The sequence below is a fragment of the Photobacterium andalusiense genome (genome assembly GCF_900185625.1).
GTDB lineage: Bacteria > Pseudomonadota > Gammaproteobacteria > Enterobacterales > Vibrionaceae > Photobacterium > Photobacterium aquimaris.
In genome coordinates this window covers 1-24675 of the sequence record NZ_FYAJ01000014.1, presented here as the reverse complement: position 1 = coordinate 24675, position 24675 = coordinate 1, and the positions used below count along the sequence as shown (strand labels likewise).

The window sequence follows — 24675 nt, the reverse complement described above, 5'->3', positions numbered from 1 at the left end:
ATTTACAGCCGCTTATTTGGCTGGGTATACGTAGTCCAACCAACCCCATTTGTCGTCGGTTTCGCCGTTAAATAGCCCAAAGTAATCACTTTGTAATTGTTGAGTAATCGGCCCGCGTTTACCGCAACCTACAGTAATTTGATCCACGCTACGTACTGGAACAATTTCAGCCGCAGTGCCGGTCATGAAGATTTCATCGGCAAGGTATAGCGCTTCACGGGCAATATTTTCTTCGCGAACTTCATAGCCGCGCTCTTTGGCTAGAGTCATAATGGTGTCACGCGTGATGCCTGGCAAAATAGCACTGGTTGTTGGTGGCGTTGATAGGATACCGTTACGAACGATAAAAATATTTTCACCAGCCCCTTCTGAAAGGTAACCATCAACACTTAACGCAATCCCTTCAGCGTAACCATGGCGACGAGCTTCGCTACCAACCAGTAGTGATGATAAGTAGTTACCTCCCGCTTTAGCTGCGGTTGGAATGGTGTTGGGTGCAGCACGGTTCCAGCTTGAAATCATCGCATCGACCCCATTCTCTAACGCTTCTTCACCAAGGTATGAGCCCCATGGGAATGCAGCAACAATCAGATCCATGATGGTATCAACCGGAGGACAAACACCTAAACCAACGTTACCCACATAACCTAATGGTCGAATATAGGCTGAATCAAGTTTGTTGACGCGAATGGTTTCACGGCATATTTCCATTAGCTCATCGCAGCTATAAGGAATGGGAAAACGATAAATTTTGGCCGAATTAAGTAATCGTTGCATGTGTTCTGGGTGGCGAAAAACGGCCGGTCCCTTAGGAGTGTTGTAACAACGAATACCTTCAAAAACAGAAGTGCCATAGTGCATTGCATGGGTAAGAACGTGAACATTGGCTTGTTCCCAAGGTACGATACTACCGTTAAACCAAATATAATCAGCTGTGTTTGCCATGATGAGTTCCCTTCTTAAATTGTATCCAAATTGTCGATTTGTGAGGTGGTAACCGTGGTTACATCCCAGAGTTTTTCTATTTGATTGATTAGAATGCTAATCGGACGATCACTATCAACAATGATAGCGATAGTGGCGATATTGCTATGGTGATTTTGAGTTGCATCCACTTTCTTGATCACAAATCCACGGTGGCGAATAACCCGTAAAATACGCTCAAGTAACACCGGTTTGTCGTTAGCTTTTATGTCGAGTAAATATCTTTCCATGATCAGGTGTTCTCCAACATATCTTGATTAGCGGCGCCCGGTGGCACTAATGGCCATACGTTTTGTTCTTCATCTATCACTACATGTAATAAATAGGCACTTTTACTGGCAAGCATTTCAGCCAATGCTGGTGCGACTTCTTCTTTGCGAGTGATGGTTTTTCCTGGAATATCAAACGCCCGTGCCAGCATCACAAAATCTGGATTATCATCCAAAATGGTCTCGCTATGGCGGCCATCAAAAAACAGTGATTGCCATTGACGTACCATGCCTAAGCGTTGGTTATTAATCAGGACCATTTTGACTGGAATTTGGCGGCGTTTAAGGGTGCCTAGTTCTTGAACATTCATCATAAATGAGCCGTCGCCTGAGATCAGAATCGATTGATCATCTGGACGCGCAACACTGGCTCCCATCGCGGCTGGTAAACCAAAGCCCATGGTGCCAAGTCCGGCAGAAGTAATGTAGTTCTGTGGTTCGCGAGGTTGAATATGCTGCGCAGCCCACATTTGGTGCTGGCCTACATCAGTTGATACCATACTGCTATCAGGCATCATGTCTGACAGCTGTTTTAGCAGTAATGGTGCATAAATTAACTCACCAGGATGGTCGTAACGCCATTTACCAATTTTGCGTAAATGCTCACTGTGGGTTAACCAGCGGCTAATATCTTGACCTAATTCGAGTTGGGGCAAAATGGTATTAATGTCACCACGTAAAGGCGCGTTTGCATGGCGGAGCTTATTAAATTCTGCGGCATCGATATCAATGTGGATCACTTTGGCATGGGGAGCAAAAGTATCAAGTTTGCCTGTAACACGATCATCAAAACGAGCCCCAACCACAATCAATAAATCGGCTTCTTGAACAATAAGGTTCGCCGCTTTGGTGCCATGCATTCCCAACATTCCAAGGTAATGTGGGTCATGGCGAGCAACAGAGCCTAAGCCTTTAAGGGTACTGACTGATGGCATTGGGTTATTGAGCAGAAATTGGCGCAATGTTGCGGTTGCCTGCGCAATTTGCACGCCACCACCGACGTATAATACTGGTCGCTGACATTGGCGCAATAGTTGTTGCGCAGTTGTTATCGCAGCAGTGTCAGCAATCGGTAATGCGGGTGGTGTAATTGGTGCTAATAAGGCTGTTGGTGCTGTTGCAAGTTGAACATCTTTGGCGATATCAACGATGACCGGCCCAGGACGACCTGTCTGAGCAACCACAAACGCTTCGGCTAATGTCGGTGCAAGTTCATTAATATCAGTGACTAAATAACTGTGTTTGGTACATGATAATGACATTCCAATCACATCCATTTCTTGAAAGGCGTCGGTACCTATATGTGAGCTAGCCACTTGGCCTGTAATCGCGACTAATGGTACTGAATCCATAAATGCATCGGCCAAGCCTGTGACTAGGTTGGTAGCACCTGGGCCTGATGTTGCCATACATACAGCAACCTTTTGAGTGGCACGAGCCATACCAATGGCTGCCATTGCCGCCCCTTGCTCGTGGCGACATAAAATATGCTCAACGTTACCATCATAAAGCGCATCGTAGATGGGCATGATTGCGCCACCTGGATAGCCAAAAATAGTTTTAATACCCTGCTGTTGCAGCGCTTGTACGACTAACTCTGCCCCTGTCATCGCTGCTCCTTGCGTATGTGGTTGACATAAAATTCAAATAAAAACCAATCCTGATCTTGTGCTTAAATTTGTTGATTTAAAAAAGCCCCCGAACTTCTCAGTGCGGGGGCTTTGCTGTGTCTTGGTAGCGTTAACTTTCGCCTGCAAATCCCCTGCGCGGTGAGATAATCACCACGATGACGTTAATAATGAGTATTAGGGATGTTGCAGTTATGCGCATAATTGTCCGATTTTTATTGTTTAGTTGTTGCTATACCTAAGTGGTAACACAGATCTGTGTCACATGACAAGAAAAAAATTTGGTTTTATAGACAGACTCGCTGCATTAATGGGGCTTTGATGTAACACCTTAGATAAATTTCATTAACCCGCTGGTATATATTGCCAGTCAATGGGGAGTCACCAATGACACTTGCGATTGTTCATAGTCGAGCCTGTGTGGGCGTTGAAGCCCCAGCTGTAACCGTTGAGGTTCATTTAAGTAATGGGATGCCAAGTTTTACCTTAGTCGGTTTACCAGAGACCACCGTCAAAGAGGCTAAAGATCGCGTGCGGAGTGCAATTATTAATGCTCAATTTGAATTTCCATCGCGCCGAATTACAGTTAATTTAGCCCCAGCCGATTTACCCAAAGAAGGTGGGCGGTTTGATTTACCGATTGCATTAGGAATTTTAGCGGCATCAGGGCAAATTTCGTCGCAGCGGTTAGCACAACATGAGTTTATTGGTGAACTGGCGCTATCAGGTGATTTACGGCCAGTAAAAGGTGCATTACCAGCAGCATTAGCAGCTTTGAAAGCTAAACGCTGTTTAATTGTGCCCGATCACAATGGTGATCAAGTGGCGTTAGTGGCGCAAAATAAACACAAATCAGCACCAACATTATTGGATGTTTGCGGGTTTTTATGTGGTCAACAACAGCTGCAATTACACCAGCAGCCACGCTCAACAGTAACGACAGAGGCAGTAAATGAACAGCGTGATATGCAAGATATTATTGGGCAGCAACAAGGTAAGCGAGCATTAGAAATTGCGGCTGCAGGAAGTCATAATTTATTATTGTTAGGGCCTCCGGGAACAGGTAAAACTATGTTGGCATCGCGATTACGGGATCTATTGCCACCAATGACCCACCAAGAAGCGATTGAGACCGCCGCGGTAGCGTCATTAACCCAACAATCTTTACATCAAGGTAACTGGCTTAATCGTCCCTTTCGTACTCCCCATCATTCCAGTTCAATGGCGGCCTTAGTTGGTGGTGGATCGGTGCCTAAACCTGGAGAAATTTCATTGGCTCATAATGGGTTATTATTTTTAGATGAAATGCCGGAATTTGAACGCAAAGTGTTAGATTCATTGCGAGAGCCACTAGAGTCAGGGCAAATCGTCATATCGCGTGCAACAGCTAAAACCACCTTTCCTGCTCGGTTTCAATTAATTGGAGCCTTAAATCCAAGTCCAACGGGTTATTATGAAGGCAATCAATCACGAACCAATCCGCAAGCTATTTTGCGCTATTTAAGCCGTTTATCAGGGCCGCTATTAGATCGATTTGATATGTCGTTAGAAATTCCCGCATTACCTCGCGGCACACTCACTACTGGCGGTGATCGTGGTGAACCGAGTGCGGTAATTAAAGCGCGGGTTGATCAAGCACGAGCACGAATGCTGGCGCGTTGCGGTAAAGTTAACGCTTTACTCTCTACTCGCGAACTAGATCAATATTGTGGCTTATCATTGCAAGATGCTGAGTTTTTAGAAAATGCCCTGCATCAATTGGGACTGTCTATTCGCGCTTATCATCGCATTATTAAAGTGGCGCGGACAATTGCAGACTTAGCGGAGCAAGAACATATTCAACGATCTCATTTAGCCGAGGCACTTGGCTATAGAGCCATGGATAGGCTGTTAAAGCAATTGAGTAGTCAGGTGGTATAGAGCGAAAAAAAGAGGCTGATTAGAGCCTCTTTTTTATGGTCATAGGTTGTTAATCTGTGATGTTATTTTTTAAGTAAAAAGTTAACTAATTCAAAATATTCATCAGTAGATTTAATTTTACCTGTTTTAACGAGGTATTTATTATTCACCACTACAGCAGGTACACCTGTTAAGCCCGCATCTTCAAAGGCTTTATCATAACGGCTGACCATTGAGTTAACTGCGAAGCTATTGAAAGCACCATCAAACTCTGCTGCTGGTACGCCTTCATCAATGAAGATTTGGCGAACTTCTGCTTCATTACGAGGCGGTTGATTGAGGGTTTGAATACGGTTAAATAGTACCGGTAACATTTTGTCATTGACGTTTAAAATAACGGCAGTAGCAAATGCTTTACTCATTACTTTCCCCATTGGACCACCCATAAATGACACGTGCATTTTTTGAAATTTCACATTGTCAGGTAGTTTGGTTTTCAACTGTCGAATCATCGGTTCAAATTGAAAACAGTGCGGGCAATAAAGTGAAAAGAACTCAGTCACAACCGGTGTAGTTGATTGGGGCTGATCTAATACCTTATAGTAGTCGCCTTCCGTAAATTTGGCAGCGTGAACAGAAAAAGACAATAAAGCAGCACTGACGAGTGCAAGTAAATTCTTCATCATTTTGAGGTTCCTGATTATCCATGTCGTAGCTAGATATTAGCTGAGTATAGTCATTAATTGTTGTTATTTTATATTACCTTACCATTGTGGCATTAGCTGCAATGGTTGTTCATTTAGGCTAAAAATTTGTTCTTTAAATGCTAAAACCTGGCCTTCCCAATATTTTGCATCGCCAAACCATGGAAATGCGCGTGGAAATGCTGGATCTTGCCAGCGCTTAGCCAGCCATGCCATATAGTGGACCATTCTAAGTGCACGTAACGGTTCAATTAATTTAAGTTGGCGCGGATCAAAGTCAGCAAATTCATTATAAGCTTCAAGCAGTGTATCTAGTTGTGCCAGTTGATCATGGCGCTCACCATTAAGCATCATCCATAAATCTTGTACAGCTGGGCCATTGCGAGCGTCATCTAAATCAACAAACATTGGTCCATCACGCCATAAAATATTACCAGGGTGACAATCGCCATGGAGGCGTAAAGCGGGCCAGTCGGTTGACCAATGGCTTTCAATTTCTGCAATTAAGCGATCAAGATCAGCAAAAAAACTGTGTTTTAGGTAATCAGGAATAAAGTCGCTATTGGCAAGTATTTGTCGAGGCTGATAAACGTATTCTTCTAATCCTAATGTTGGACGATGAATAAAGGGTTGGCGTTGACCTACTTGATGAATGCGGCCTAAAAAGCGTCCGACCCACTCTAATTGGTCAAAATTATCGACTTCAAATTGACGCCCACCGACACTTGGAAATAGTGCAAATCGATAACCGTTATAATGGTGTAAGGTACTGCCATTGATGGCGATGGGGGCAGCAACAGGAATATCGTGTTGTTCAAGCTCAAGGGTAAATTGATGCTCTTCATCAATTTGTTGATCACTCCAACGTGCTGGACGATAAAATTTGGTCACATATCGTTGGCCATCTTCAGCTTTAAATTGATAAACACGGTTCTCATAACTATTGAGTGCCAGTAAACCTGACTCGGCATGAACCTCAATACTATCTAACGCATCAAGCAGTACATCGGGGCTGAGATCTGCAAAACTAAAACTTTGTTTTTCCATGACGGAATCCTGAATCTGGCTTGGAATAGTTGTTTAGCTTAACCGTGAATGGGATTAAAACAACTTAAACATTGGTCGCGACAATGATGGCGCGGGATTATTTTTACAAAAAAAGCCAGTTAGTGATAACTGGCTTAAGAAATAAAATAAAACCACTAGTTAGTGATTATTTGATGATACCGCGAGCGCGTAAGATAGCTGTTTTAAAGTCATTTTCACAATCTTTTGCAAGGCCTGGAATCATGGCATCTTTGTCGCTATTACGCATTTTTAAATGGTAAATAAGAACATCATCAGTTAATGCTTCTAGTGGACCTTGGTATTTAGCTTCAGCTGCTAATTTAAGTAGAAATTCAACCAAATTAAGGTCGGGATCTTTTTTCCACTCAGGGTGCAGTAATTCAATCAGTTCATTAACGCGATGGGTTTTCATTATTAACTCCGTAGCTTGGGCTGAGCCAATCGTTAGACGATTGTATTATCATTATTTTAGTACCCGTAAATTATAACAAAGCCCGCTGGGATACAATCAATGCCTATGCCAAAATTAGGTTAATAAAAAAGCAGCCAAGGCTGCTTAATATAACAATTAGCGTTGTTGCTGTTGATTACTCTTCAACTCAGACACTATTTGTTGTGGCGTTATTAACTGTGCATCAGCAGTCGTTAAGTGAACGTCAGTTGTCGCTGCTTTTTTAGGATTAACTTTATACTGTGGTGCGTGGGCAGTGGCACGTAAACGCGATGGACTGCGGGGGGTACTTGCATACCTGACTGTGGATGCTGGACGCATAATTCACCTATTGTCAGGCTCATCCATGGCCAAAAATTCAAATATCTTTCTGAAGGGAAAATTCCCTACTGGGTAGAACCCATCCATCAGAACATTGGTTGGTTGTTAACCAAATCGGGCGCAGGATAACAATCTGGTAATTAAAAGTCGAGCATAAAATAAGCAAGAAAATGCTAATATTTAATTATTACATTGTTTCGATACTAACTATTGCAATAATTACCCCCTTGATGCACCGTGTCGCTCAGCCTTATATAAGGCAGTATATTGATATTAGCGTTCGTTTAGTTGTACAACAAAGGCCTTGGGAGAGGATCTATGGATCAGGAGCAGCAACGTATTGTTGCTAATCGTAATTTATCTTATCGATTAGCAGAGGCTATTGGTCGCCGTATTTTAATCGGTGATCCTGCCCCTGGCGAAATTTTACCAGGCGAAGTTGAGTTAGGTGAAATGTATGGCGTTAGTCGTACTGCTGTCCGTGAAGCAATAAAAATGCTCGCGGCAAAAGGCATGGTATTACCGCGTCCACGCATTGGTACTCGTGTAATGCCAAAGAAAAACTGGAATTATCTTGATCAAGATTTGCTAGCTTGGTTAGATTTTGATGCTGATTCAGAGTTGATCGTTGAGTATCAAAAAGTGCGCTTGACCCTAGAGCCTGAAGCGGCAGCATTAGCAGCGGTTCATGCGACAGCTGAAGATCGACTTGAATTTGAGTATTTGATGCAGCAAATGCATCAGATGAAAGATAATTTTGATCAAGAACGTTGGATTGAAATTGATACTCGCTTTCATCAGTTAGTGTATTTTTCTTCTGGTAACCATTTTATTAGTCCGTTTGGTAATTTATTCAAAGCGGTATTTGAAAATTATTTTCGTGTTGTCACTCGTGAAGAAGTAATGCAGCTTGATGTTCATCAGCGGATTGTCGACGGTATTTTAAACCACGATCCAGATACAGCACGGCAAGCAACCTTAGAGTTGCTACAATAGTCCGTTAATTATGGAGCCTAATGGCTCCTTTTTTTATAAAAAAATACTGCCATTAAAGTGATTAACAAAAGGTTGCTTAATTTAGGCTTACAAGTGTAAGCTGAAATGATGATAGTGATTGAATGAAACGTCCTTTGAGGTATATAAATCATGAATAATGTAATCAAAACTGAGTTAGGTTATTCAACGGCAGAAGAAGTTGCCAACAGTGTTAGCCACGGCCTTGGGTTGGTGTTTTCAGTGTTTGGACTATATTTGTTGTTAGATAAAGCTTTTGCTTTACAGGCAGATACGTTAAGTATTGTCAGTTATATTGTTTATGGTATGAGTATGATTTTATTGTACCTTGCCTCAACGTTATATCATGCGATCCCGATTAAAAACGCGAAAAAGCCATTAAAGATTTTTGATCATTGCGCTATCTATTTATTGATTGCTGGTACCTATACTCCGTTTTTATTGATTGCTTTGCGTACTCCTTTAGCATGGGGATTAATGGCTGTACTGTGGGGTTTGGCCCTGATCGGTATTGTCGCTAAAATTGTTTTTATTCATCGTTTCAAAAAATTATCATTATTCACCTACCTTGCGATGGGTTGGTCATCAGTGATTGTGATCTACCAATTAGCGATGTCTTTAGCACCCGGAGGATTAGTATTATTAGCTCTTGGTGGTGTGATCTACTCTTTAGGGGTGGTGTTTTATGTCAATAAGCGTATTCCTTACAACCATGCGATTTGGCATTTGTTTGTTTTAGGCGGTTCTATTTGTCATTTTTGTGCGATTTATTTTTATATTAAACCGCTATAAATCACGAAAAATTCAAATAAAAAAAGAGAGCGCGATGCGCTCTCTTGTTATTTTTTGGAAGGCGGTATTTATTAATCTCGCCAAAAAGCGGGAGCAAAAACCACTAACACGGTTAATATTTCTAAACGTCCCATTAGCATGCCTAAGCTTAACGTCCATTTCGATAAATCAGGCAAACTAGCAAAGTTACCTGTTGGGCCAATGATGGTTCCCATACCTGGACCGACGTTAGCTACCGCAGTAACCGCACCAGTAATACTAGTGATTGGATCTAAACCTTGCAATGCTAACACTGAAGCAATCACGATAATGGTCATGATAAAAGTAAACACCAGAGCCACTACTGAACGTACGATATCATCAGTTACCGGCCGGCCGTTATAGCGCTGAATGAACAATGCTGATGGGTGAATAGATTGCATAATATGTTTGCGTAATAGCGCAAAAGCGATTTGGAAACGGAAGATTTTAATCCCGCCACTGGTTGATCCAGAACAAGCACCAACCAGTAATGTGAATGCAAAAATAATCGTTGGTAAAGGACCCCAAGCGGTAAAATCACCAAGGCCAAAGCCGGTTGTAGTTACCACTGAGATGATATTAAAAAACGACAATCGCATTGCATCAACGACTGAATAACCTTTATTAAAGATCAGACAGGCTGCAACAATTAAACTCGCTACCACTACAAATAAGGTGTAACCCTTCACTTGCGCATCACCAAATAACGTCCGAGGATGACGTTTTTTTAGTGCTTGCACAAACAATAGGAATGGTAATCCACCAGCAAACATAAAGAAGGTTGCAACCCATTGTGCACTGTGTGAAAAGTGATTCATTGAGCCGTCAGAGGTAGAATACCCGCCGGTTGAAAGGGTAGTAAAAGCATGGTTGATCGCATCAAAAGTATTCATGCCAGCACACATAAACGCAATGATACACAGCACGGTGAGAATCAAATATACGTTAATGATATTTTTGGCGACACTTTTGGTACGAGGCGAGCTTTTATCTGACCAATCAGACGATTCTGTTTGGAATAACCGCATGCCGCCGACATTGAGCATCGGCAAAATAGCTACCCCCATAACAATAAAGCCGACCCCACCCAACCATTGTAAGGTTGAGCGCCACAGTAAAATACTTGGTGCCATTTGATCGAGGCCACTTAATACTGTTGAGCCAGTAGTAGTGATGCCCGACATGGTTTCAAAATACGCATCAGTAAAGCTGATGTGATTAATAAATACAAATGGCAGCGCAGCAAAGGCACTGGCAACGGTCCATACCAGCGTGGTGATCAGGAACATATCCCGTACGCTGAGCTTAAACTCGTCAGTTTTACCGTAAGAAAGTAATAAGAAAGCCACAGAGTGGGTAATAACCACTGCTGCAGCAAAATCCATAAAACCTTCAGTGCCGGTAAAAAAGGCCACTAAGGTAGGTACATACATAAACAGGGCTATTTTAGATAGCACCAGTCCGAGTACAAATAATATTGGACGTAAATTAACCATAAGCAGTTACAAAAAGAAGGGGCTCGGTTGGAAAAGACGTTCAACGTCAGGGATATATTTCTTATCAACTAAGAACATAACTACGTGGTCATTTTGCTCAATCATGGTGCGATCATGGGCGATTAGCACTTCTTCGCCACGCACTACTGCACCAATAGTGGTACCTGGTGGTAGTTTAATTTCACTGATGGCACGACCAACCACTTTTGAGGTACTGGCATCACCATGGGCAATGGCCTCAATCGCCTCGGCAGCACCACGACGTAATGATGATACGTTCACAATATCAGCTTTACGCACATGGGTAAGTAGCGCTGAAATGGTTGCTTGTTGAGGTGAAATCGCAATATCGATGGTGCCACCTTGGACTAAATCAACATAAGCGCCACGCTGAATCAGGACCATGACTTTTTTGGCACCTAGGCGCTTAGCCAGCATTGCCGACATGATATTGGCTTCATCGTCATTAGTAACAGCAATAAAGACATCAATTTGTTCGATGTGCTCTTCGCTGAGTAATTCTTGATCCGAAGCATCGCCACAAAAGACGATCGTGTCTTGCAGCATTTCGGATAAGTTTTCAGCTCGCTGCTGATTGTGTTCGATCAGTTTGACACTATAGTTCTGCTCTAGACGGCGGGCCAAACCAGCACCGACATTACCACCACCGACAATCATTAAGCGTTTGTAGGGTTTCTCTAAGCGTTGTAATTCGCTCATTACTGAACGGATATGATTACTAGCAGCGACAAAAAACACTTCATCATCCGCTTCAATAATCGTCGTGCCTTGAGGACGAATTGGTTGGCCTTGGCGGAAGATTGCCGCAACACGAGTATCAATATGTGGCATGTGTTCGCGCAGGGCTGATAAGGCATTACCTACCAATGGGCCGCCGTAGTAGGCTTTTACCGCCACTAAACCGACTTTTTCTTCAGCAAAGCTCACTACTTGTAATGCGCCAGGGTATTCGATTAAACGTTCAATGTAATCGGTAACCAATTCTTCTGGTGCAATAAGGTGATCGACAGGCACTGCATCGGATTGGAATAATTGTTCTTTTTCTCGTAAATATTCAGGAGAACGAATGCGAGCCACGCGGTTAGGAGTGTTAAATAACGAGAACGCTATTTGGCAGGCAATCATGTTAGTTTCATCAGAGTTAGTGACGGCAACCAACATATCTGCATCTTGAGCCCCAGCATCACGTAATGTTTGTGGGTGGCTTGCAAAACCCTGTACAACTCGAAGGTCATATTTATCTTGTAGTTCACGAAGACGATCTGGGTTCTTATCAACGATGGTTATATCGTTATTCTCGCCAACAAGGTTTTCAGCAAGCGTGCCGCCAACTTGTCCAGCGCCGAGAATGATAATTTTCATAGTCTATGCCTGATGAGTAATGCCAACCAACAGTCACTGTTGACTAAAATCGACAGTGGATGGCGTATAAAAGAGACTAAAAAGCGGAACATTAAAACTAAGTTCCGCTATTGTTAGTGATTTATCTTAGTTTGCTTTAGTTAATACTGCGTAGTAAAAACCATCCATCGCTTCTTCACCAGGCAGGATCTGACGCCCAGGAGAAGCGGGATCGCTATCGACTAAGGTTGCGTCAGCAGTACGGGCTAAGAATGCTTTTACTTGATCACAGTTTTCTTGTGGTGTGATAGAGCATGTCGCATAAACCAAGGTACCCCCCGGTTTTAATTGCAGCCACATCGCATCAAAAATCTCAGCCTGTAGTAATGCTAATGCTGCGATATCTTCGCCACGACGGAGCCACTTAATATCTGGGTGACGACGAATAACACCCGTTGCTGAACAGGGTGCATCAAGTAAGATACGATCAAACTTTTCGCCATGCCACCATTGCTCAGGGTAACGCGCATCAGCACATAAGACTTGTGCGGTGAGGTTTAAACGGGTGAGGTTTTCATAAACGCGTTTAAGGCGGTTTTCATCACAATCAATCGCTACTACTTGTGCTGAAGGTACTCGCTCCATGATATGAACCGTTTTACCACCAGGGGCTGCACAACAATCGAGAATTAACTCACCCGGTTGTGGTGTTAGGTAATCCACCGCTAGTTGTGCTGCTGCATCTTGAACCGATACCCAACCATCACTAAAGCCTGGCAACTTGGTTACATCACACGGTGAAATTAAGCGTAGTGCGTCCGCCGCTTGCGGGTGTAATTCGGTTGCAATACCTTCAGCGTCTAATAAAGCACGGTAGGTATCACGATCATGATGGTGACTGTTTACGCGTAACCACATTGGCGCTTTAGTGTTATTAGCTTCACAAATGGCCGCATATTGATCTGGGTAACTGGCTTTAAGTAATTTTAATAACCAACTTGGATGGCCATATTTACCCGCATCGTGACTGATAGCTTGCTCATCAAGGGCCTCTTTTTGACGCTGGTAACTACGCAAAATGGCATTAATTAAGCCGCGTAATTGGGGTTTTTTAAGAGTCTTGGTGGCATCAACTGTTTCAGCAACCGCAGCGTGAGCAGGAATGCGCATATAACCAAGTTGATATAAGCCAACTAAAATCAGGTGATGAAAAACCCGTTGTTTACCGGTTAATGGTTTTTCCATTAATGCCTGAGTGATTGACTCTAATCGAGGTAGCCAGCGTAATACGCCGTAGCAGATTTCCTGCAATAAAGCGTGATCACGTTCTCTGATATCCTGCTGCGCTAGCGGTAGCGCGGCAGACAATGACTGCCCTTGATCGACGACCTGATAAATTACTTTGGCCGCTGCGGCTCTTACATTCATAGCTGTTTCCTGAGCGCTGTTGGTGCTGGCGCTACGTGGTTAATCTGAAAAAGAAAAGCCAGTGACTTAACCCTGGCCTTGGTATTTAAAGTTGGTTACCGACTTGGAACCATTCTCGACGCGAGTTTAATAAATCTGCCGCTGACATGGCTTTTTTTCCTGGTGGTTGTAGAGATAACAGACGCAAAGCGCCATTAGCTGTAGCGACCACAATACCGTGTTTATCTGCAGCTAAAATCGTACCCGGTAATTGGCCTTGGTTATCACTCTCAACACTGGCTTGCCATACTTTGATCGTTTGCTCTGCGACAGTGAAGTGGCTCATTGGCCATGGATTAAACGCACGTACGCAACGTTCAATGGCTGCGGCATCCATGCTCCAATCAATCTGAGCTTCTTCTTTGCTTAATTTCTTAGCGTAGTTTGCTTGAGTATCATCTTGCTTGGTCGCAACAGCTGTGCCATTTGCAATTGTTGTTAAACACTCAATTAATGCACTTGGGCCAAGATCCGCTAATTTTTCATACATAGTAGCGCTGGTATCGGTCGCCGTGATCGGTAACGTTGCCACTTGCAGCATGTCGCCAGTATCAAGACCAATATCCATTTGCATGATGGTAACGCCAGTTTCTTTATCACCCGCCCAAATTGAACGTTGAATCGGTGCCGCACCGCGCCAGCGTGGCAAAATTGAACCATGAACATTAATACAACCAAGTGGTGGTGTATCAAGTACTTCTTGGGGTAATAATAAACCGTAAGCCACAACAACCATAATATCGGCTTCAATCGCAGCGAGTTGTTGTTGAGCTTCAAGATTACGCAGTGAGGCTGGTTGGAACACCGGAATATCGTGTTCTACGGCGATATTTTTAACTGGGCTCGCTGTGAGTTTTTTACCACGACCGGCAGGACGGTCTGGTTGAGTATAAACCGCCACAACCTGGTGCTGTGAAGACAATAACGCCGCCAAATGACGGGCGGCGAAGTCAGGCGTACCTGCAAAAATAATGCGTAATGGTTTGCTCAAGATAACCTCGAATGGTGGGTGTTGTTAGTGAGAACGTTTTAATTTTTCTAATTTGCTTTTAATACGTTGGCGCTTAAGTGGCGACAAGTAATCAACAAACAGTTTGCCAGCAAGGTGATCCAATTCATGTTGAATACAAATTGCCAGAAGGTCATTGGCCTCAAAAGTAATGTTATTGCCGTCACGATCTAATGCTGAAACAGTGATCGTTGCTGCACGTGGTACAAAACCGCGCGCTGTTGGCACTGAAAGACAACCTTCTTCAATACCATCATCACCATGGGCGGCAGTAATTTGAGGGTTAATCAATACCATTGGTTGATCACGTTGTTCAGAAACATCAATAACGACAATTTGTTGATGAATATCGACTTGGGTTGCAGCAAGACCAATACCTTCTTCGTCATACATGGTTTCAAGCATGTCATCGATGATCTGTTGAGTTTGTGGCGTAATCGCCTCTACGGGTTTGGCAACAGTACGTAGGCGGTCATCTGGAAAGATTAAAACTGACAATAGCGACATAAGGGCTCGAATTCGTTAACGGTTACTAGAAAGATATAGCGTTGTTGGTCTAATTCTAGTCATTTTAGCACCCAAATAACAGTACCTAATACGTGCAGTCGTCGTTAACCGTTGTTGATAGCGTCAATATAGATACCACTTAAGTTGAAATAATTTATGTTAGCTCTTAGCAAAGTTAAAGCATTCTCGATGTAACAGTGATTATTAAACCGTGATATAAGCCGAAAAGCCTTGGGCAGTGGTTGTTAAACGGTCGACATATCAAAGAGCTAATGCCAACCTTTGCCAATATGAGTGATTATTTAAATATCGCTAGGTCGCAACTTGTGCAATCGAAGGAACGGATCACATGAGGCAATGGGTTATTATCGTTATTTTTATTCTTTTTATGCCGTCGTTGGTTGCCGCCCCTCAACCACAGCTAAAAAATACTCACCCGGAAATTTATGTGGTTAAGAAAGGCGATACCTTATGGGATATCTCAGCGGTATTTTTGAATAACCCGTGGTCGTGGCCTCAGTTATGGCAAAAAAACAGTTATATTAAAAATCCCCATTTAATTTATCCAGGTGATCGCTTACACCTTATTTGGGTTAATGGTAAACCGCAATTAAGCCTGAAAAAACACCTTAAATTATCCCCTCAAGTGCGAGTTGTGCGCCAGCCGATCACTTCGTTACCAGGATATTTAATGGTGGCATATGTGGCACAAGATAAGTTGATCAGTGCTGAGGCGTTAATGACTCAACCACAGATCCTTGGCACCAGTGAAGAGCGTGGTTATCTTTCTATTGGTGATGTGTTGTGGGCTGATCAGTCATTAGTGCCGACTAGCCAATGGCGAGTGTACCGTTTAGAGCAAGACTTTGTTCGAACTGATGAGCAACAGCAGACGGAGAAAACGGCGATTACGGCAAAGATCTCAACCCTTAAAGAAATTGCTGATGTAACGGTGATAACCAGTGATGGCGTTACCAGTCAATTACAGGTTGATCGTTTTCAGCAAGAAATTATTCCCAATGATATTTTATTGCCATTATTAGGCGCTGATATTCAGCATGACTTATCGTTTTCACCAATGACACCGCCAGCATCATTATCTGCGACAGTGTTGGGTCAAATCAGTGGTTATAGTTATATTTCTAATTACGATGTGATTGTGCTTGATCGTGGTCATCTCGATGGTATGGTTGCTGGACAGGTATTTGAGTTGTTTAAACCCGGCGCGGAGGTGCAAGGTAAAAAAGGTCAATATCATTATCAAACCAGCACTTTATTAACCGATAGTACTCAACTTGGCACTGTCGCCGTGGCACAAGCGATGGTATTACGTCCTTATGAATATTTTAGTCTAGCGGTGGTACTAAATAATCAGCAACCGTTTAAACCTGGTGTGGTTGCTCAGGCGCCACGTTCATAATCGTGATGACCGATACAGAGCTTATTGCATGGTTACAACTGGCGGCTGTTCCTTCATTAGGGGGCAGCCGTATTCAGCGCTTGTTGGCCCATGCGAGCCCATCGCAATTAGTGGCAATGACAGCAGAACAATTGCAGCAATATGGGTTAACAGCCAAACAAATACAGGCTTTGCTGCATCCTAATCAGCAGTGCTTAGACTACGCATTGCAATGGCAGCAAGCACCGCAACAGCATATATTAACCCTCGCTTCAGCGCATTATCCTCATCTATTAAAGCAGATTTCATCACCGCCACCGATATTGTTTATTCGTGGAGATGTGACCGCGTTAGCCGCCCCCCAAATAGCGGTTATTGGTAGTCGTTCGGCATCCATTGATGGTCGCGAATCGGCGTTCCATTTTGCAAAAGCGTTAGCCGCTAATAATTATGTGGTCACTAGTGGGCTAGCATTGGGGATTGATGGTCAGGCACATCAAGGGGCATTGCAAGCCGGTGGATTAACTATTGCGGTATTAGGCTCAGGGCTTGATCAGATTTACCCGGCTCGACATCGTACATTGGCAGCCAGTATTGTTGAACAAGGTGCATTAGTGTCAGAGTTTTGGCCACAACAACAGCCGTGTTCGCAAAACTTTCCGCGTCGAAATCGTATTATTAGTGGTTTATCAACTGGAGTATTAGTGATTGAAGCGGCGCAAAAAAGTGGCTCATTAATTACCGCTCGTTATGCGTTGGAGCAAGGACGAGAGGTTTTTGCACTGCCAGGTTCGATTCATAATCCTGCCAGTCGTGGCTGTAATGCGCTGATTAAATCAGGTGCTAAACTGGTAGAAAGTCCGGCTGATATTTATGAAGAGGTAGGAAGCCTGACAGAATGTGCAATAAACAATCAAATAGGCGTGCCTTTAGCAACGAAGCAAAATGAAGAATTGCCATTTCCTGCACTGTTGGCTAACGTAGGCACCGAAGCGACACCCGTAGATGTCGTTGCTGAACGCTGTAAACAACCCATCCACCAAATTTTACCGCAATTATTAGAATTAGAACTGTCCGGTTGGGTGACTGCAGTGCCCGGTGGTTATATCAGAACGAGGAGGGGCTAGTTATGATGGATATTCTTATGTATCTATTTGAAACCTATATTCAAAGCGAAGCTGAGTTATTAGTCGATCAAGACGAACTCTCAGAGGAACTTCTGCGTGCAGGTTTTCATCAGGATGATATTTACAAGTCCTTAGAGTGGCTTGAAAAACTGGCTGCTTTACAAGAAACAGAAAACACACCGTATGTTAACCATAGCGCGATAACGTCAATGCGCATCTATACCGACAAAGAAATGTTACGTATGGATACAGCGTGTCGAGGTTTTTTGCTTTACCTTGAGCAAATTGATGTTCTTAATGCTGATACGCGAGAAATGGTGATTGATCGCGTAATGGAGCTCGATACTCAAGAATTTATACTTGATGATCTAAAGTGGATTATTCTGATGGTGCTGTTTAACGCTCCTGGAAATGAAGCGGCTTATGATCAGGTAGAAGAATTATTATATGGCGCAGAAGATGGAGGTCTACATTAATAATGACCACCGACAGTGAACCCTTATTTGCAGCCCATGAACACGCATTACAACATCAATCATGTCCACAGTGCAACGCTGATTTAGTGATGCGTTTTGGCAAGCATGGCCCTTTTTTGGGGTGTGAACATTATCCTAAGTGTGATTATATTCAGCCCCTTAAACAAAATGATGGCCATATAGTTAAACAGCTCGATATGCCATGTCCTGAATGTGCTCAGCCATTGGTTTTACGCCAAGGTCGCTATGGAATGTTTATTGGTTGTTCAGCATACCCTGAATGTCATTACCTTGCATCGCCAGAAAAAAAACCTCAGCAAACTGATATTAATTGTCCTGAATGTCATCAGGGGCATTTAGTTGAGCGCAAATCACGCTATGGCAAACTGTTTTATGCGTGTGATAAATACCCGCAATGCCGTTTTGCCGTTAATAATAAACCCGTGATTGGTACATGCCAGCAGTGTGGATTTGGCTTGTTGCTAGAAAAGAAATTAGTCAGTGGTATCAAATTGCAGTGCGCTGATCGAAAATGCAATGCTTATCAAGATGTTGAAAAATAAGTTAATTAACGATGAAAACTAAAAGCCTGCATAATAGTGCAGGCTTTTTTTATAGGCTATTTAGTGTGGTAGTGCAGGAAAATACTGTGGCGGTAATATTTGCCCTAATAACATTAACTGATATTGCAATAGCTCTGGGGTTGCCGCACAGACATTAATATGGCCCATTTTACGACCGTCACGTTTTTCTTTGCCATACCAATGTACATGACAATTTTCTAAAGCTAATACCGCTTCGGGAACGCTATCTTGGCCGAGAATATTGATCATAGCACTTGGACGAATAAGATCGGTGCCGCCTAATGGTAAATCGCACACTGCTCGAAGATGGTTCTCAAATTGGCATGTCTCTGCGCCTTGTTGAGTCCAATGGCCTGAATTATGGACGCGAGGGGCGATTTCATTAACCAGTAATTGGCCATTAACCTCAAAAAATTCCAACGCCAGCACGCCAATATAATTTAATTGTTTCGCCACCGCGGTGAACATTTGTTGTGCTTGTTGTTGTAGGGCACTGTCACCGACAATGGCAGTTGATAAGCTAAGTACGCCATCAGTGTGAACATTTTCACTGAGGGTATAGGTTTTAATCTCCCCTTTAGCATTTCGCGCACCAATTAAAGATACTTCACGATCAAAACCAATAAATTTTTCTGCCACAATCGCTTGGTTATCACTTGCCGCGATACATTGTGCCATTTCGTTCCATACAGATTCAATTTGGTCACGAGTTTTTAAGCGCCATTGACCTTTACCGTCATAACCGCCTAAAGCACTTTTTAATACTAGCGGTAATCCAATTGCAGTAATCGCAGCGTCTAAATCTGCACGACTATTAATAATATGGTATGGCGCATTAGCAACTTGAGCGTTATTTAATAAGTTTTTTTCAATGCGGCGATCGCCACCGGCTTTGATGGCATCAGGGTGAGGCTTAAATTTACCACTGGCTGCGCAGAGGTTTAAAATAGCATCAGGAATATGTTCAAATTCAGCGGTGATAACATCGGCAGCGGCAATGGCTTCAATCAATGATAATGATTGGCACTGTTGAGTTAGAGGGTGTACAACATTGGTGGTCGTTACATCGTAGGCGATAACATTAATATTCAGTGGTGCGCCGGCGAGTGCCATCATTCGTGCAAGTTGGCCTGCACCAAGTACCAGTACCTGATTCATTATGCATCCTCAGCCGGATTAGGGTTATCGAGAACAGTATCAGTTTGTTGCTGACGGAAAGCTTCAACAGCCGCTAAAACCTCTGGGTTGTGAGTTGCAATGATTTGAGCGGCTAATAAACCGGCATTGGCAGCACCTGCTTCCCCAATGGCGAGGGTACCAACGGCAATTCCTTTTGGCATTTGCACTATTGATAATAGTGAGTCCATGCCTTTTAAAGCGCGAGATTGCACCGGTACACCTAGCACGGGCAAACTGGTAAACGCAGCGGTCATGCCTGGTAAATGTGCAGCGCCGCCAGCACCAGCAATAATAACGCTAATCCCGCGATTGCGGGCTGTTTCAGCATACTCTGCTAATAGATGAGGAGTACGGTGAGCTGAAACCACTTTAGTTTCGTAAGCAACGTTAAAGCGCTCGAGCATTTCTGCGGCATGTTGCATGGTTGGCCAATCAGATTTTGATCCCATGATAATTCCAACTTTCATTCCGATCTCCTATAGGTAATGAACGACTAAAGTGTTATTTACGCCATTATACGGTGATTTACTCCAAAGGAAAACGTTTGCGTAGGTAAAGTTACGCTATGATTAACCTTAAATGGTGTTGTTAAGCATGTGTCGGTATGATGATTATCTAACTAAAAAATAAACTATCAGCTGAATAAAGAGCAGAGGAATTTGTGGCAAATATTACCCAAGTAGTGACAGCATTAAAGCAAGGTCAAGTGATTGGATATCCAACCGAGGCGGTATTTGGTGTTGGTTGTGATCCTGATAATCAACAGGCTGTGAATAAATTATTAGCCTTAAAACAGCGCCCAATAGAAAAAGGCTTAATCTTAATTGCAGCTGACTATGAGCAGTTATTGCCTTATATCGATGATAGTCAATTAACACCGCAGCAAAAACAAACGGTATTGGCATCATGGCCGGGGCCTGTAACTTGGGTAATGCCAACCAAATCTAATGTACCAGCTTTTTTAACCGGTCAATTTACCACCATTGCAGTGCGGGTTACGGATCATCCATTGGTTCAGCAATTATGTCGTCAGTTTGGCAAGCCTTTAACATCAACCAGTGCCAATTTAACCGGACTTGAGCCAGGACGAACGGTAGCTGATGTTGAACAGCAACTTGGAGATAAACTGGCAGCGATACTTGATGGTGAAACCGGAGGTCGTACTAATCCTTCTGAAATTCGAGATGCCCAAACGGGTAATATTTTCCGTCAGGGGTAGTTAATGACAGATTGTGAGCAAATAGAGCTTAATAAGCACGCAGTAAAAACGTTTTTACTCCAACTTCAAGACATCATCTGCCACGCATTGGCACAACAAGATGGCAGTGCGGTATTTGAACAAGATCAATGGCAGCGTGAGCAAGGTGGCGGTGGTCGTAGTCGAGTATTGCGTAATGGCACTGTGTTTGAGCAAGCAGGGGTAAATTTCTCCCATGTTTATGGCGATGAGATGCCATCATCCGCGACAGCACATCGGCCAGAACTAGCAGGTCGACGTTTTGAGGCGATGGGAGTGTCATTAGTGATCCATCCCAATAATCCTTACGTGCCAACTTCTCATGCCAATGTTCGCTTTTTTATTGCTGAAAAAGACGGTGAAGCGCCAGTGTGGTGGTTTGGTGGTGGTTTTGATCTTACCCCATTTTACCCTTTTGATGAAGATTGCCAGCACTGGCATGATACAGCCAAAGCGATTTGTGCTCCGTTTGGTGATGATGTTTATCAACAACACAAAGCATGGTGTGATAAATATTTCTTTTTACCGCATCGTAATGAAACCCGCGGTGTGGGTGGTTTATTCTTTGATGATCTCAATCAATGGGGATTTGATAAGAGCTTTGCTTATACTCAAGCGGTCGGTAATGGTTTTGTTGATGCTTATATACCGATAGTGGCTCAACGACATCAATTACCTTATGGTGAACGGGAACGTGAATTTCAGCTTTATCGTCGTGGACGTTATGTGGAATTTAATTTGGTTTATGATCGTGGCACCTTATTTGGTCTACAAAGTGGCGGAAGAACGGAATCTATTTTAATGTCGATGCCACCATTAGCACGTTGGGAATATTGTTATCAGCCTCAACCTGATTCTGCTGAAGCACGCTTGAGTCGTGATTATCTGCATCCGCGCGAGTGGTAATTAATTATTGAGCTCAGATCTCGAAGTGATAGAGCCTCTTATATATAAAGGGAGAATTCGTATATGGATAAGTATGTCGTATTTGGTAACCCGATCGGGCAAAGTAAATCTCCGTTCATTCATACCTTGTTTGCCCGTCAAACGAACCAGCAGATGACATACACTAGTCAACTAGTAGCGCTTGATGGTTTTGTACAAGCGGCAGATGCATTTTTTCAGGGTGGCGGTAAAGGTTGCAACATCACGGTACCATTTAAAGAGCAAGCTTATCAATATGCGACCATGCTGACTGAGCGTGCTCGTTTGGCTGGTGCGGTAAATACACTTAAAAAATTGGATGGTGGTGGCGTGTTAGGTGATAACACCGATGGTGAAGGGCTGGTACAAGATTTCATCACTCAGCATGTTGAGCTAAAAGATCAACGCATCTTATTATTAGGCGCAGGTGGTGCTGCTCGTGGTGTGATCTTGCCATTATTAGCACAACAACCTCAACAATTGGTTATTGCAAATCGTACTGTAAGCAAAGCACAACAATTGGCAGAGTTGTTTGCTGCTTTCGGTAATGTTGTTGCACTAGAGCAAGCTCAACTTGAGAGCCAAACTTTTGATGTGATCATCAATTCAACTTCCGCCAGTTTATCGGGGGATGTGCCAGCGATATCACCTGCGGTGGTTGGTACGAATACTACATGCTATGACATGGTTTATGGTTCAACGATCACCTCTTTTAATCGTTGGGCAAAAGAGCATGGCGCAATTAAAACGTTAGATGGATTAGGGATGCTCGTTGGACAAGCAGCGGAAAGCTTTGTGCTATGGCGCGGCCTTCGTCCAGGAGCTAAACAAGTACAACGCGAGTTGCGCCGAACTTTACAAGAGTAAAAGTAATGAACCAAGATATTTTATTTTCAGATATCCAATCATGGGATGCCGTTCGACAAGCTGTTAACTTCCCAGCCCAACAGGGAGGGGCATTGATTATCTGTTGGGTTACCTTAGATTGGTTACAACAGCATAGTGGTAAAGCTTTAAATAACCAAGCTGATATCTTGGCTGAGTTTTCTTCATTGCGGTTTGATCTAGAAGAGTTAGCTGAAGTGATGATTGAAGATGAATCTTTTGATGATAACGGTGATATCGTTATTGAATGATTGGATATCAAAAGTAAGTCCTAAGATGGGGCTTACTTTTTTTTACTATCATAGTTTTCGCTGAGGTATTCATTTTTTAAAACGACATAGTTATTGGCTGAGTGAGGTAAGAATGCTTTTTCTTTTTCTGTTAATGGACGTGTTTGTTTGACAGGACTACCAACATATAAAAATCCCGACACTAAACGTTTATTTGGAGGCACTAAACTTCCAGCACCAATAATGACGTCACGCTCAATAATTGCACCGTCTAAAATAATGCTTCCCATGCCGACTAATACCCGATCTTCAATTTGGCAGCCATGCAACATGGCTTTATGCCCAACCGTTACGTCATTACCTATAATAAGCGGATAACCTTTGGGGTTGGTAGCGCTGATGCGACTAACGTGAAGTATTGAACCGTCTTGGATATTACTGCGTTGACCAATCTTAATGTGATTAACATCCCCACGAGCAACCACTAATGGCCACAAACTACTGTTTTCACCAATAGTAACCTGACCGATAACGACCGCAGTGGCATCTATATAAGTAGTATTGGCAATTTGTGGTTGATGATTCTGGTACTGGCGAAGAGAAAATGTCATAAAAATGCTTATTTAATCGAAGTTATACTTTCACCATAGCGAAAAACTCGTATGATTAACAACCAAAACATAACGGGTTGATCGTTATTTGGACGTTCGGGCAAATATGACGAATTTATTGCAGTTTAGGCCTTGCCAACGTGATCGAAGTCTCTATAATACGACCTCACTGACACGGAGCAAGCCATTGGCTAGCAACGAAAATCAGTATTGTTCTTTAACAATTTGACCATGCAATCTGTGTGGGCACTCGTTGAATAGTTAAGTCGAAAGATTTATCAATGAACTGAGTGACCAATACAAATAACTACGGTTATTTGGCACAGTCAATTCATTACCATTCTGTTGGAATGGTAATAGCTTTAAAATTACATTAGTAGTTTTGAAGTCAGTATTCATTGAGCCGTTTCGAAAGAAACAACAAAACTTTAATTGAAGAGTTTGATCATGGCTCAGATTGAACGCTGGCGGCAGGCCTAACACATGCAAGTCGAGCGGTAACAGATTGATAGCTTGCTATCAATGCTGACGAGCGGCGGACGGGTGAGTAATGCCTGGGAATATACCCTGATGTGGGGGATAACTATTGGAAACGATAGCTAATACCGCATAATCTCTTCGGAGCAAAGAGGGGGACCTTCGGGCCTCTCGCGTCAGGATTAGCCCAGGTGGGATTAGCTAGTTGGTGGGGTAATGGCTCACCAAGGCAACGATCCCTAGCTGGTCTGAGAGGATGATCAGCCACACTGGAACTGAGACACGGTCCAGACTCCTACGGGAGGCAGCAGTGGGGAATATTGCACAATGGGGGAAACCCTGATGCAGCCATGCCGCGTGTATGAAGAAGGCCTTCGGGTTGTAAAGTACTTTCAGTTGTGAGGAAGGCGTTGAAGTTAATAGCTTCAGCGTTTGACGTTAGCAACAGAAGAAGCACCGGCTAACTCCGTGCCAGCAGCCGCGGTAATACGGAGGGTGCGAGCGTTAATCGGAATTACTGGGCGTAAAGCGCATGCAGGCGGTCTGTTAAGCAA

The 24675-nt window shown here is 43.3% G+C and carries 25 protein-coding genes, 1 rRNA gene and 1 pseudogene; 12 read left to right on the top strand and 15 right to left on the bottom strand.

Translation table 11 applies throughout. The features are described 5' to 3' along the window. Window positions 1-12: 12 nt before the first annotated feature. From PAND9192_RS18615 to ilvG, 3 genes are read right to left on the bottom strand one after another with little or no spacing between them, the layout of a single operon-like run. Window positions 13-948, bottom strand: coding sequence for a branched-chain amino acid transaminase (locus PAND9192_RS18615; RefSeq protein ID WP_200817847.1), 936 nt, complete (start codon window positions 946-948; stop codon window positions 13-15). An 11-nt stretch (window positions 949-959) separates the two neighbouring features. Next, the gene (ilvM, locus tag PAND9192_RS18610; protein WP_045029730.1) at window positions 960-1214 is read right to left on the bottom strand and encodes an acetolactate synthase 2 small subunit; all 255 of its coding nucleotides are present in this window, start codon (window positions 1212-1214) and stop codon (window positions 960-962) included. 2 nt (window positions 1215-1216) lie between these two features. Beyond that, window positions 1217-2863 (bottom strand): acetolactate synthase 2 catalytic subunit, encoded by a 1647-nt coding sequence (ilvG, locus tag PAND9192_RS18605; RefSeq protein ID WP_065167712.1) that lies wholly within the window; start codon window positions 2861-2863, stop codon window positions 1217-1219. Between the two features lie 405 nt (window positions 2864-3268). Between ilvG and PAND9192_RS18600 the strand changes: the two genes are divergently transcribed. Beyond that, window positions 3269-4801: a YifB family Mg chelatase-like AAA ATPase gene (locus PAND9192_RS18600; RefSeq protein WP_087854942.1), complete on the top strand. Its 1533-nt coding sequence runs from the start codon at window positions 3269-3271 to the stop codon at window positions 4799-4801. 62 nt (window positions 4802-4863) lie between these two features. Here PAND9192_RS18600 and PAND9192_RS18595 read toward each other — a convergent pair whose 3' ends face one another. From PAND9192_RS18595 to PAND9192_RS18580, 4 genes are all read right to left on the bottom strand, one after another. Further along, window positions 4864-5466, bottom strand: coding sequence for a thiol:disulfide interchange protein DsbA/DsbL (locus PAND9192_RS18595; protein ID WP_087854941.1), 603 nt, complete (start codon window positions 5464-5466; stop codon window positions 4864-4866). Window positions 5467-5544: 78 nt separating this feature from the next. Beyond that, window positions 5545-6531 (bottom strand): serine/threonine protein kinase, encoded by a 987-nt coding sequence (locus tag PAND9192_RS18590; protein ID WP_087821906.1) that lies wholly within the window; start codon window positions 6529-6531, stop codon window positions 5545-5547. 166 nt (window positions 6532-6697) lie between these two features. Further along, window positions 6698-6964 (bottom strand): YihD family protein, encoded by a 267-nt coding sequence (locus PAND9192_RS18585; protein WP_060999313.1) that lies wholly within the window; start codon window positions 6962-6964, stop codon window positions 6698-6700. Window positions 6965-7120: 156 nt separating this feature from the next. After that, window positions 7121-7324 (bottom strand): hypothetical protein, encoded by a 204-nt coding sequence (locus PAND9192_RS18580; protein ID WP_087854940.1) that lies wholly within the window; start codon window positions 7322-7324, stop codon window positions 7121-7123. Between the two features lie 318 nt (window positions 7325-7642). Here PAND9192_RS18580 and PAND9192_RS18575 point away from each other — a divergent pair, with 318 nt between their 5' ends. Both PAND9192_RS18575 and trhA read left to right on the top strand, forming a co-directional pair. Then, the gene (locus tag PAND9192_RS18575; RefSeq protein WP_087854939.1) at window positions 7643-8320 is read left to right on the top strand and encodes a FadR/GntR family transcriptional regulator; all 678 of its coding nucleotides are present in this window, start codon (window positions 7643-7645) and stop codon (window positions 8318-8320) included. Window positions 8321-8470: 150 nt separating this feature from the next. Beyond that, window positions 8471-9130 carry a PAQR family membrane homeostasis protein TrhA gene (gene trhA / locus PAND9192_RS18570; protein WP_087854938.1) on the top strand — a complete coding sequence of 220 codons (660 nt, stop codon included), beginning with the start codon at window positions 8471-8473 and terminating at the stop codon, window positions 9128-9130. 71 nt (window positions 9131-9201) lie between these two features. On the opposite strand, the gene PAND9192_RS18565 is transcribed toward trhA, so the two are convergent. The 5 genes and pseudogenes from PAND9192_RS18565 to def all read right to left on the bottom strand — a co-directional run bounded on the left by PAND9192_RS18565 (window position 9202) and on the right by def (window position 14992). Further along, window positions 9202-10647, bottom strand: coding sequence for a TrkH family potassium uptake protein (locus tag PAND9192_RS18565; protein WP_060999321.1), 1446 nt, complete (start codon window positions 10645-10647; stop codon window positions 9202-9204). A 6-nt stretch (window positions 10648-10653) separates the two neighbouring features. Further along, complete coding sequence (gene trkA, locus PAND9192_RS18560) at window positions 10654-12030, bottom strand: Trk system potassium transporter TrkA (protein WP_060999322.1); 1377 nt, start codon at window positions 12028-12030, stop codon at window positions 10654-10656. Window positions 12031-12156: 126 nt separating this feature from the next. Next, window positions 12157-13440, bottom strand: a pseudogene (rsmB, locus tag PAND9192_RS18555) (16S rRNA (cytosine(967)-C(5))-methyltransferase RsmB); the annotation flags it as partial. An 82-nt stretch (window positions 13441-13522) separates the two neighbouring features. After that, window positions 13523-14467 carry a methionyl-tRNA formyltransferase gene (gene fmt / locus PAND9192_RS18550; RefSeq protein WP_087821903.1) on the bottom strand — a complete coding sequence of 315 codons (945 nt, stop codon included), beginning with the start codon at window positions 14465-14467 and terminating at the stop codon, window positions 13523-13525. A gap of 24 nt (window positions 14468-14491) precedes the next feature. After that, window positions 14492-14992: a peptide deformylase gene (def, locus tag PAND9192_RS18545; protein WP_060999327.1), complete on the bottom strand. Its 501-nt coding sequence runs from the start codon at window positions 14990-14992 to the stop codon at window positions 14492-14494. 349 nt (window positions 14993-15341) lie between these two features. Between def and PAND9192_RS18540 the strand changes: the two genes are divergently transcribed. Genes PAND9192_RS18540 through PAND9192_RS18525 form a run of 4 tightly spaced genes read left to right on the top strand, consistent with a single transcriptional unit; the run spans window position 15342 to window position 18557 of the window. Next, the gene (locus PAND9192_RS18540; protein WP_087854936.1) at window positions 15342-16412 is read left to right on the top strand and encodes a LysM peptidoglycan-binding domain-containing protein; all 1071 of its coding nucleotides are present in this window, start codon (window positions 15342-15344) and stop codon (window positions 16410-16412) included. 5 nt (window positions 16413-16417) lie between these two features. After that, a complete protein-coding gene (gene dprA / locus PAND9192_RS18535; RefSeq protein WP_087854971.1) occupies window positions 16418-17518 on the top strand; it encodes a DNA-processing protein DprA in 1101 nt (366 codons plus the stop codon). A 2-nt stretch (window positions 17519-17520) separates the two neighbouring features. Further along, window positions 17521-17994: a DUF494 family protein gene (locus PAND9192_RS18530; RefSeq protein ID WP_065167701.1), complete on the top strand. Its 474-nt coding sequence runs from the start codon at window positions 17521-17523 to the stop codon at window positions 17992-17994. A 2-nt stretch (window positions 17995-17996) separates the two neighbouring features. After that, window positions 17997-18557 carry a DNA topoisomerase family protein gene (locus PAND9192_RS18525; RefSeq protein WP_087854935.1) on the top strand — a complete coding sequence of 187 codons (561 nt, stop codon included), beginning with the start codon at window positions 17997-17999 and terminating at the stop codon, window positions 18555-18557. 60 nt (window positions 18558-18617) lie between these two features. Here the strand turns inward: PAND9192_RS18525 and PAND9192_RS18520 are convergent, their stop codons facing one another. After that, complete coding sequence (locus PAND9192_RS18520) at window positions 18618-19736, bottom strand: 5-(carboxyamino)imidazole ribonucleotide synthase (protein ID WP_087854934.1); 1119 nt, start codon at window positions 19734-19736, stop codon at window positions 18618-18620. Further along, window positions 19736-20224, bottom strand: a complete 489-nt coding sequence (gene purE, locus PAND9192_RS18515; protein WP_060999335.1) for a 5-(carboxyamino)imidazole ribonucleotide mutase — start codon at window positions 20222-20224, stop codon at window positions 19736-19738. Before purE ends, PAND9192_RS18520 begins: the two co-directional genes overlap by 1 nt. Before the next feature lie 194 nt (window positions 20225-20418). Between purE and tsaC the strand changes: the two genes are divergently transcribed. From tsaC to PAND9192_RS18495, 4 genes are all read left to right on the top strand, one after another. After that, a complete protein-coding gene (gene tsaC / locus PAND9192_RS18510) occupies window positions 20419-20976 on the top strand; it encodes an L-threonylcarbamoyladenylate synthase type 1 TsaC (RefSeq protein WP_065167698.1) in 558 nt (185 codons plus the stop codon). Window positions 20977-20979: 3 nt separating this feature from the next. Next, window positions 20980-21900, top strand: coding sequence for an oxygen-dependent coproporphyrinogen oxidase (gene hemF, locus PAND9192_RS18505; RefSeq protein WP_087854933.1), 921 nt, complete (start codon window positions 20980-20982; stop codon window positions 21898-21900). Between the two features lie 63 nt (window positions 21901-21963). Continuing rightward, window positions 21964-22785 (top strand): shikimate dehydrogenase, encoded by an 822-nt coding sequence (gene aroE, locus PAND9192_RS18500; RefSeq protein ID WP_087854932.1) that lies wholly within the window; start codon window positions 21964-21966, stop codon window positions 22783-22785. Between the two features lie 5 nt (window positions 22786-22790). Then, on the top strand, window positions 22791-23054 hold the full coding sequence (locus PAND9192_RS18495) for a DUF1488 family protein (protein WP_087854931.1): 264 nt from the start codon (window positions 22791-22793) through the stop codon (window positions 23052-23054). A gap of 32 nt (window positions 23055-23086) precedes the next feature. Here the strand turns inward: PAND9192_RS18495 and PAND9192_RS18490 are convergent, their stop codons facing one another. Further along, window positions 23087-23644, bottom strand: a complete 558-nt coding sequence (locus PAND9192_RS18490) for a gamma carbonic anhydrase family protein (RefSeq protein WP_087854930.1) — start codon at window positions 23642-23644, stop codon at window positions 23087-23089. Between the two features lie 429 nt (window positions 23645-24073). On the opposite strand from PAND9192_RS18490, the gene PAND9192_RS18485 reads away from it, so the two are divergent. Next, window positions 24074-24675 (top strand): 16S ribosomal RNA (locus PAND9192_RS18485); the annotation flags it as partial.

Coding starts and splice junctions, on each gene's coding strand:
- PAND9192_RS18520 (WP_087854934.1), bottom strand. CDS start 19,736: ATGAATCAGGTACTGGTACTTGGTGCAGGCCAACTTGCACGAATGATG.
- PAND9192_RS18600 (WP_087854942.1), top strand. CDS start 3,269: ATGACACTTGCGATTGTTCATAGTCGAGCCTGTGTGGGCGTTGAAGCC.
- PAND9192_RS18495 (WP_087854931.1), top strand. CDS start 22,791: ATGAACCAAGATATTTTATTTTCAGATATCCAATCATGGGATGCCGTT.
- PAND9192_RS18595 (WP_087854941.1), bottom strand. CDS start 5,466: ATGATGAAGAATTTACTTGCACTCGTCAGTGCTGCTTTATTGTCTTTT.
- PAND9192_RS18575 (WP_087854939.1), top strand. CDS start 7,643: ATGGATCAGGAGCAGCAACGTATTGTTGCTAATCGTAATTTATCTTAT.
- PAND9192_RS18585 (WP_060999313.1), bottom strand. CDS start 6,964: ATGAAAACCCATCGCGTTAATGAACTGATTGAATTACTGCACCCTGAG.
- purE (WP_060999335.1), bottom strand. CDS start 20,224: ATGAAAGTTGGAATTATCATGGGATCAAAATCTGATTGGCCAACCATG.
- PAND9192_RS18490 (WP_087854930.1), bottom strand. CDS start 23,644: ATGACATTTTCTCTTCGCCAGTACCAGAATCATCAACCACAAATTGCC.
- hemF (WP_087854933.1), top strand. CDS start 20,980: ATGACAGATTGTGAGCAAATAGAGCTTAATAAGCACGCAGTAAAAACG.
- PAND9192_RS18590 (WP_087821906.1), bottom strand. CDS start 6,531: ATGGAAAAACAAAGTTTTAGTTTTGCAGATCTCAGCCCCGATGTACTG.
- aroE (WP_087854932.1), top strand. CDS start 21,964: ATGGATAAGTATGTCGTATTTGGTAACCCGATCGGGCAAAGTAAATCT.
- dprA (WP_087854971.1), top strand. CDS start 16,418: ATGACCGATACAGAGCTTATTGCATGGTTACAACTGGCGGCTGTTCCT.
- trkA (WP_060999322.1), bottom strand. CDS start 12,030: ATGAAAATTATCATTCTCGGCGCTGGACAAGTTGGCGGCACGCTTGCT.
- def (WP_060999327.1), bottom strand. CDS start 14,992: ATGTCGCTATTGTCAGTTTTAATCTTTCCAGATGACCGCCTACGTACT.
- ilvM (WP_045029730.1), bottom strand. CDS start 1,214: ATGGAAAGATATTTACTCGACATAAAAGCTAACGACAAACCGGTGTTA.
- PAND9192_RS18530 (WP_065167701.1), top strand. CDS start 17,521: ATGATGGATATTCTTATGTATCTATTTGAAACCTATATTCAAAGCGAA.
- ilvG (WP_065167712.1), bottom strand. CDS start 2,863: ATGACAGGGGCAGAGTTAGTCGTACAAGCGCTGCAACAGCAGGGTATT.
- PAND9192_RS18565 (WP_060999321.1), bottom strand. CDS start 10,647: ATGGTTAATTTACGTCCAATATTATTTGTACTCGGACTGGTGCTATCT.
- PAND9192_RS18540 (WP_087854936.1), top strand. CDS start 15,342: ATGAGGCAATGGGTTATTATCGTTATTTTTATTCTTTTTATGCCGTCG.
- PAND9192_RS18580 (WP_087854940.1), bottom strand. CDS start 7,324: ATGCGTCCAGCATCCACAGTCAGGTATGCAAGTACCCCCCGCAGTCCA.
- PAND9192_RS18525 (WP_087854935.1), top strand. CDS start 17,997: ATGACCACCGACAGTGAACCCTTATTTGCAGCCCATGAACACGCATTA.
- trhA (WP_087854938.1), top strand. CDS start 8,471: ATGAATAATGTAATCAAAACTGAGTTAGGTTATTCAACGGCAGAAGAA.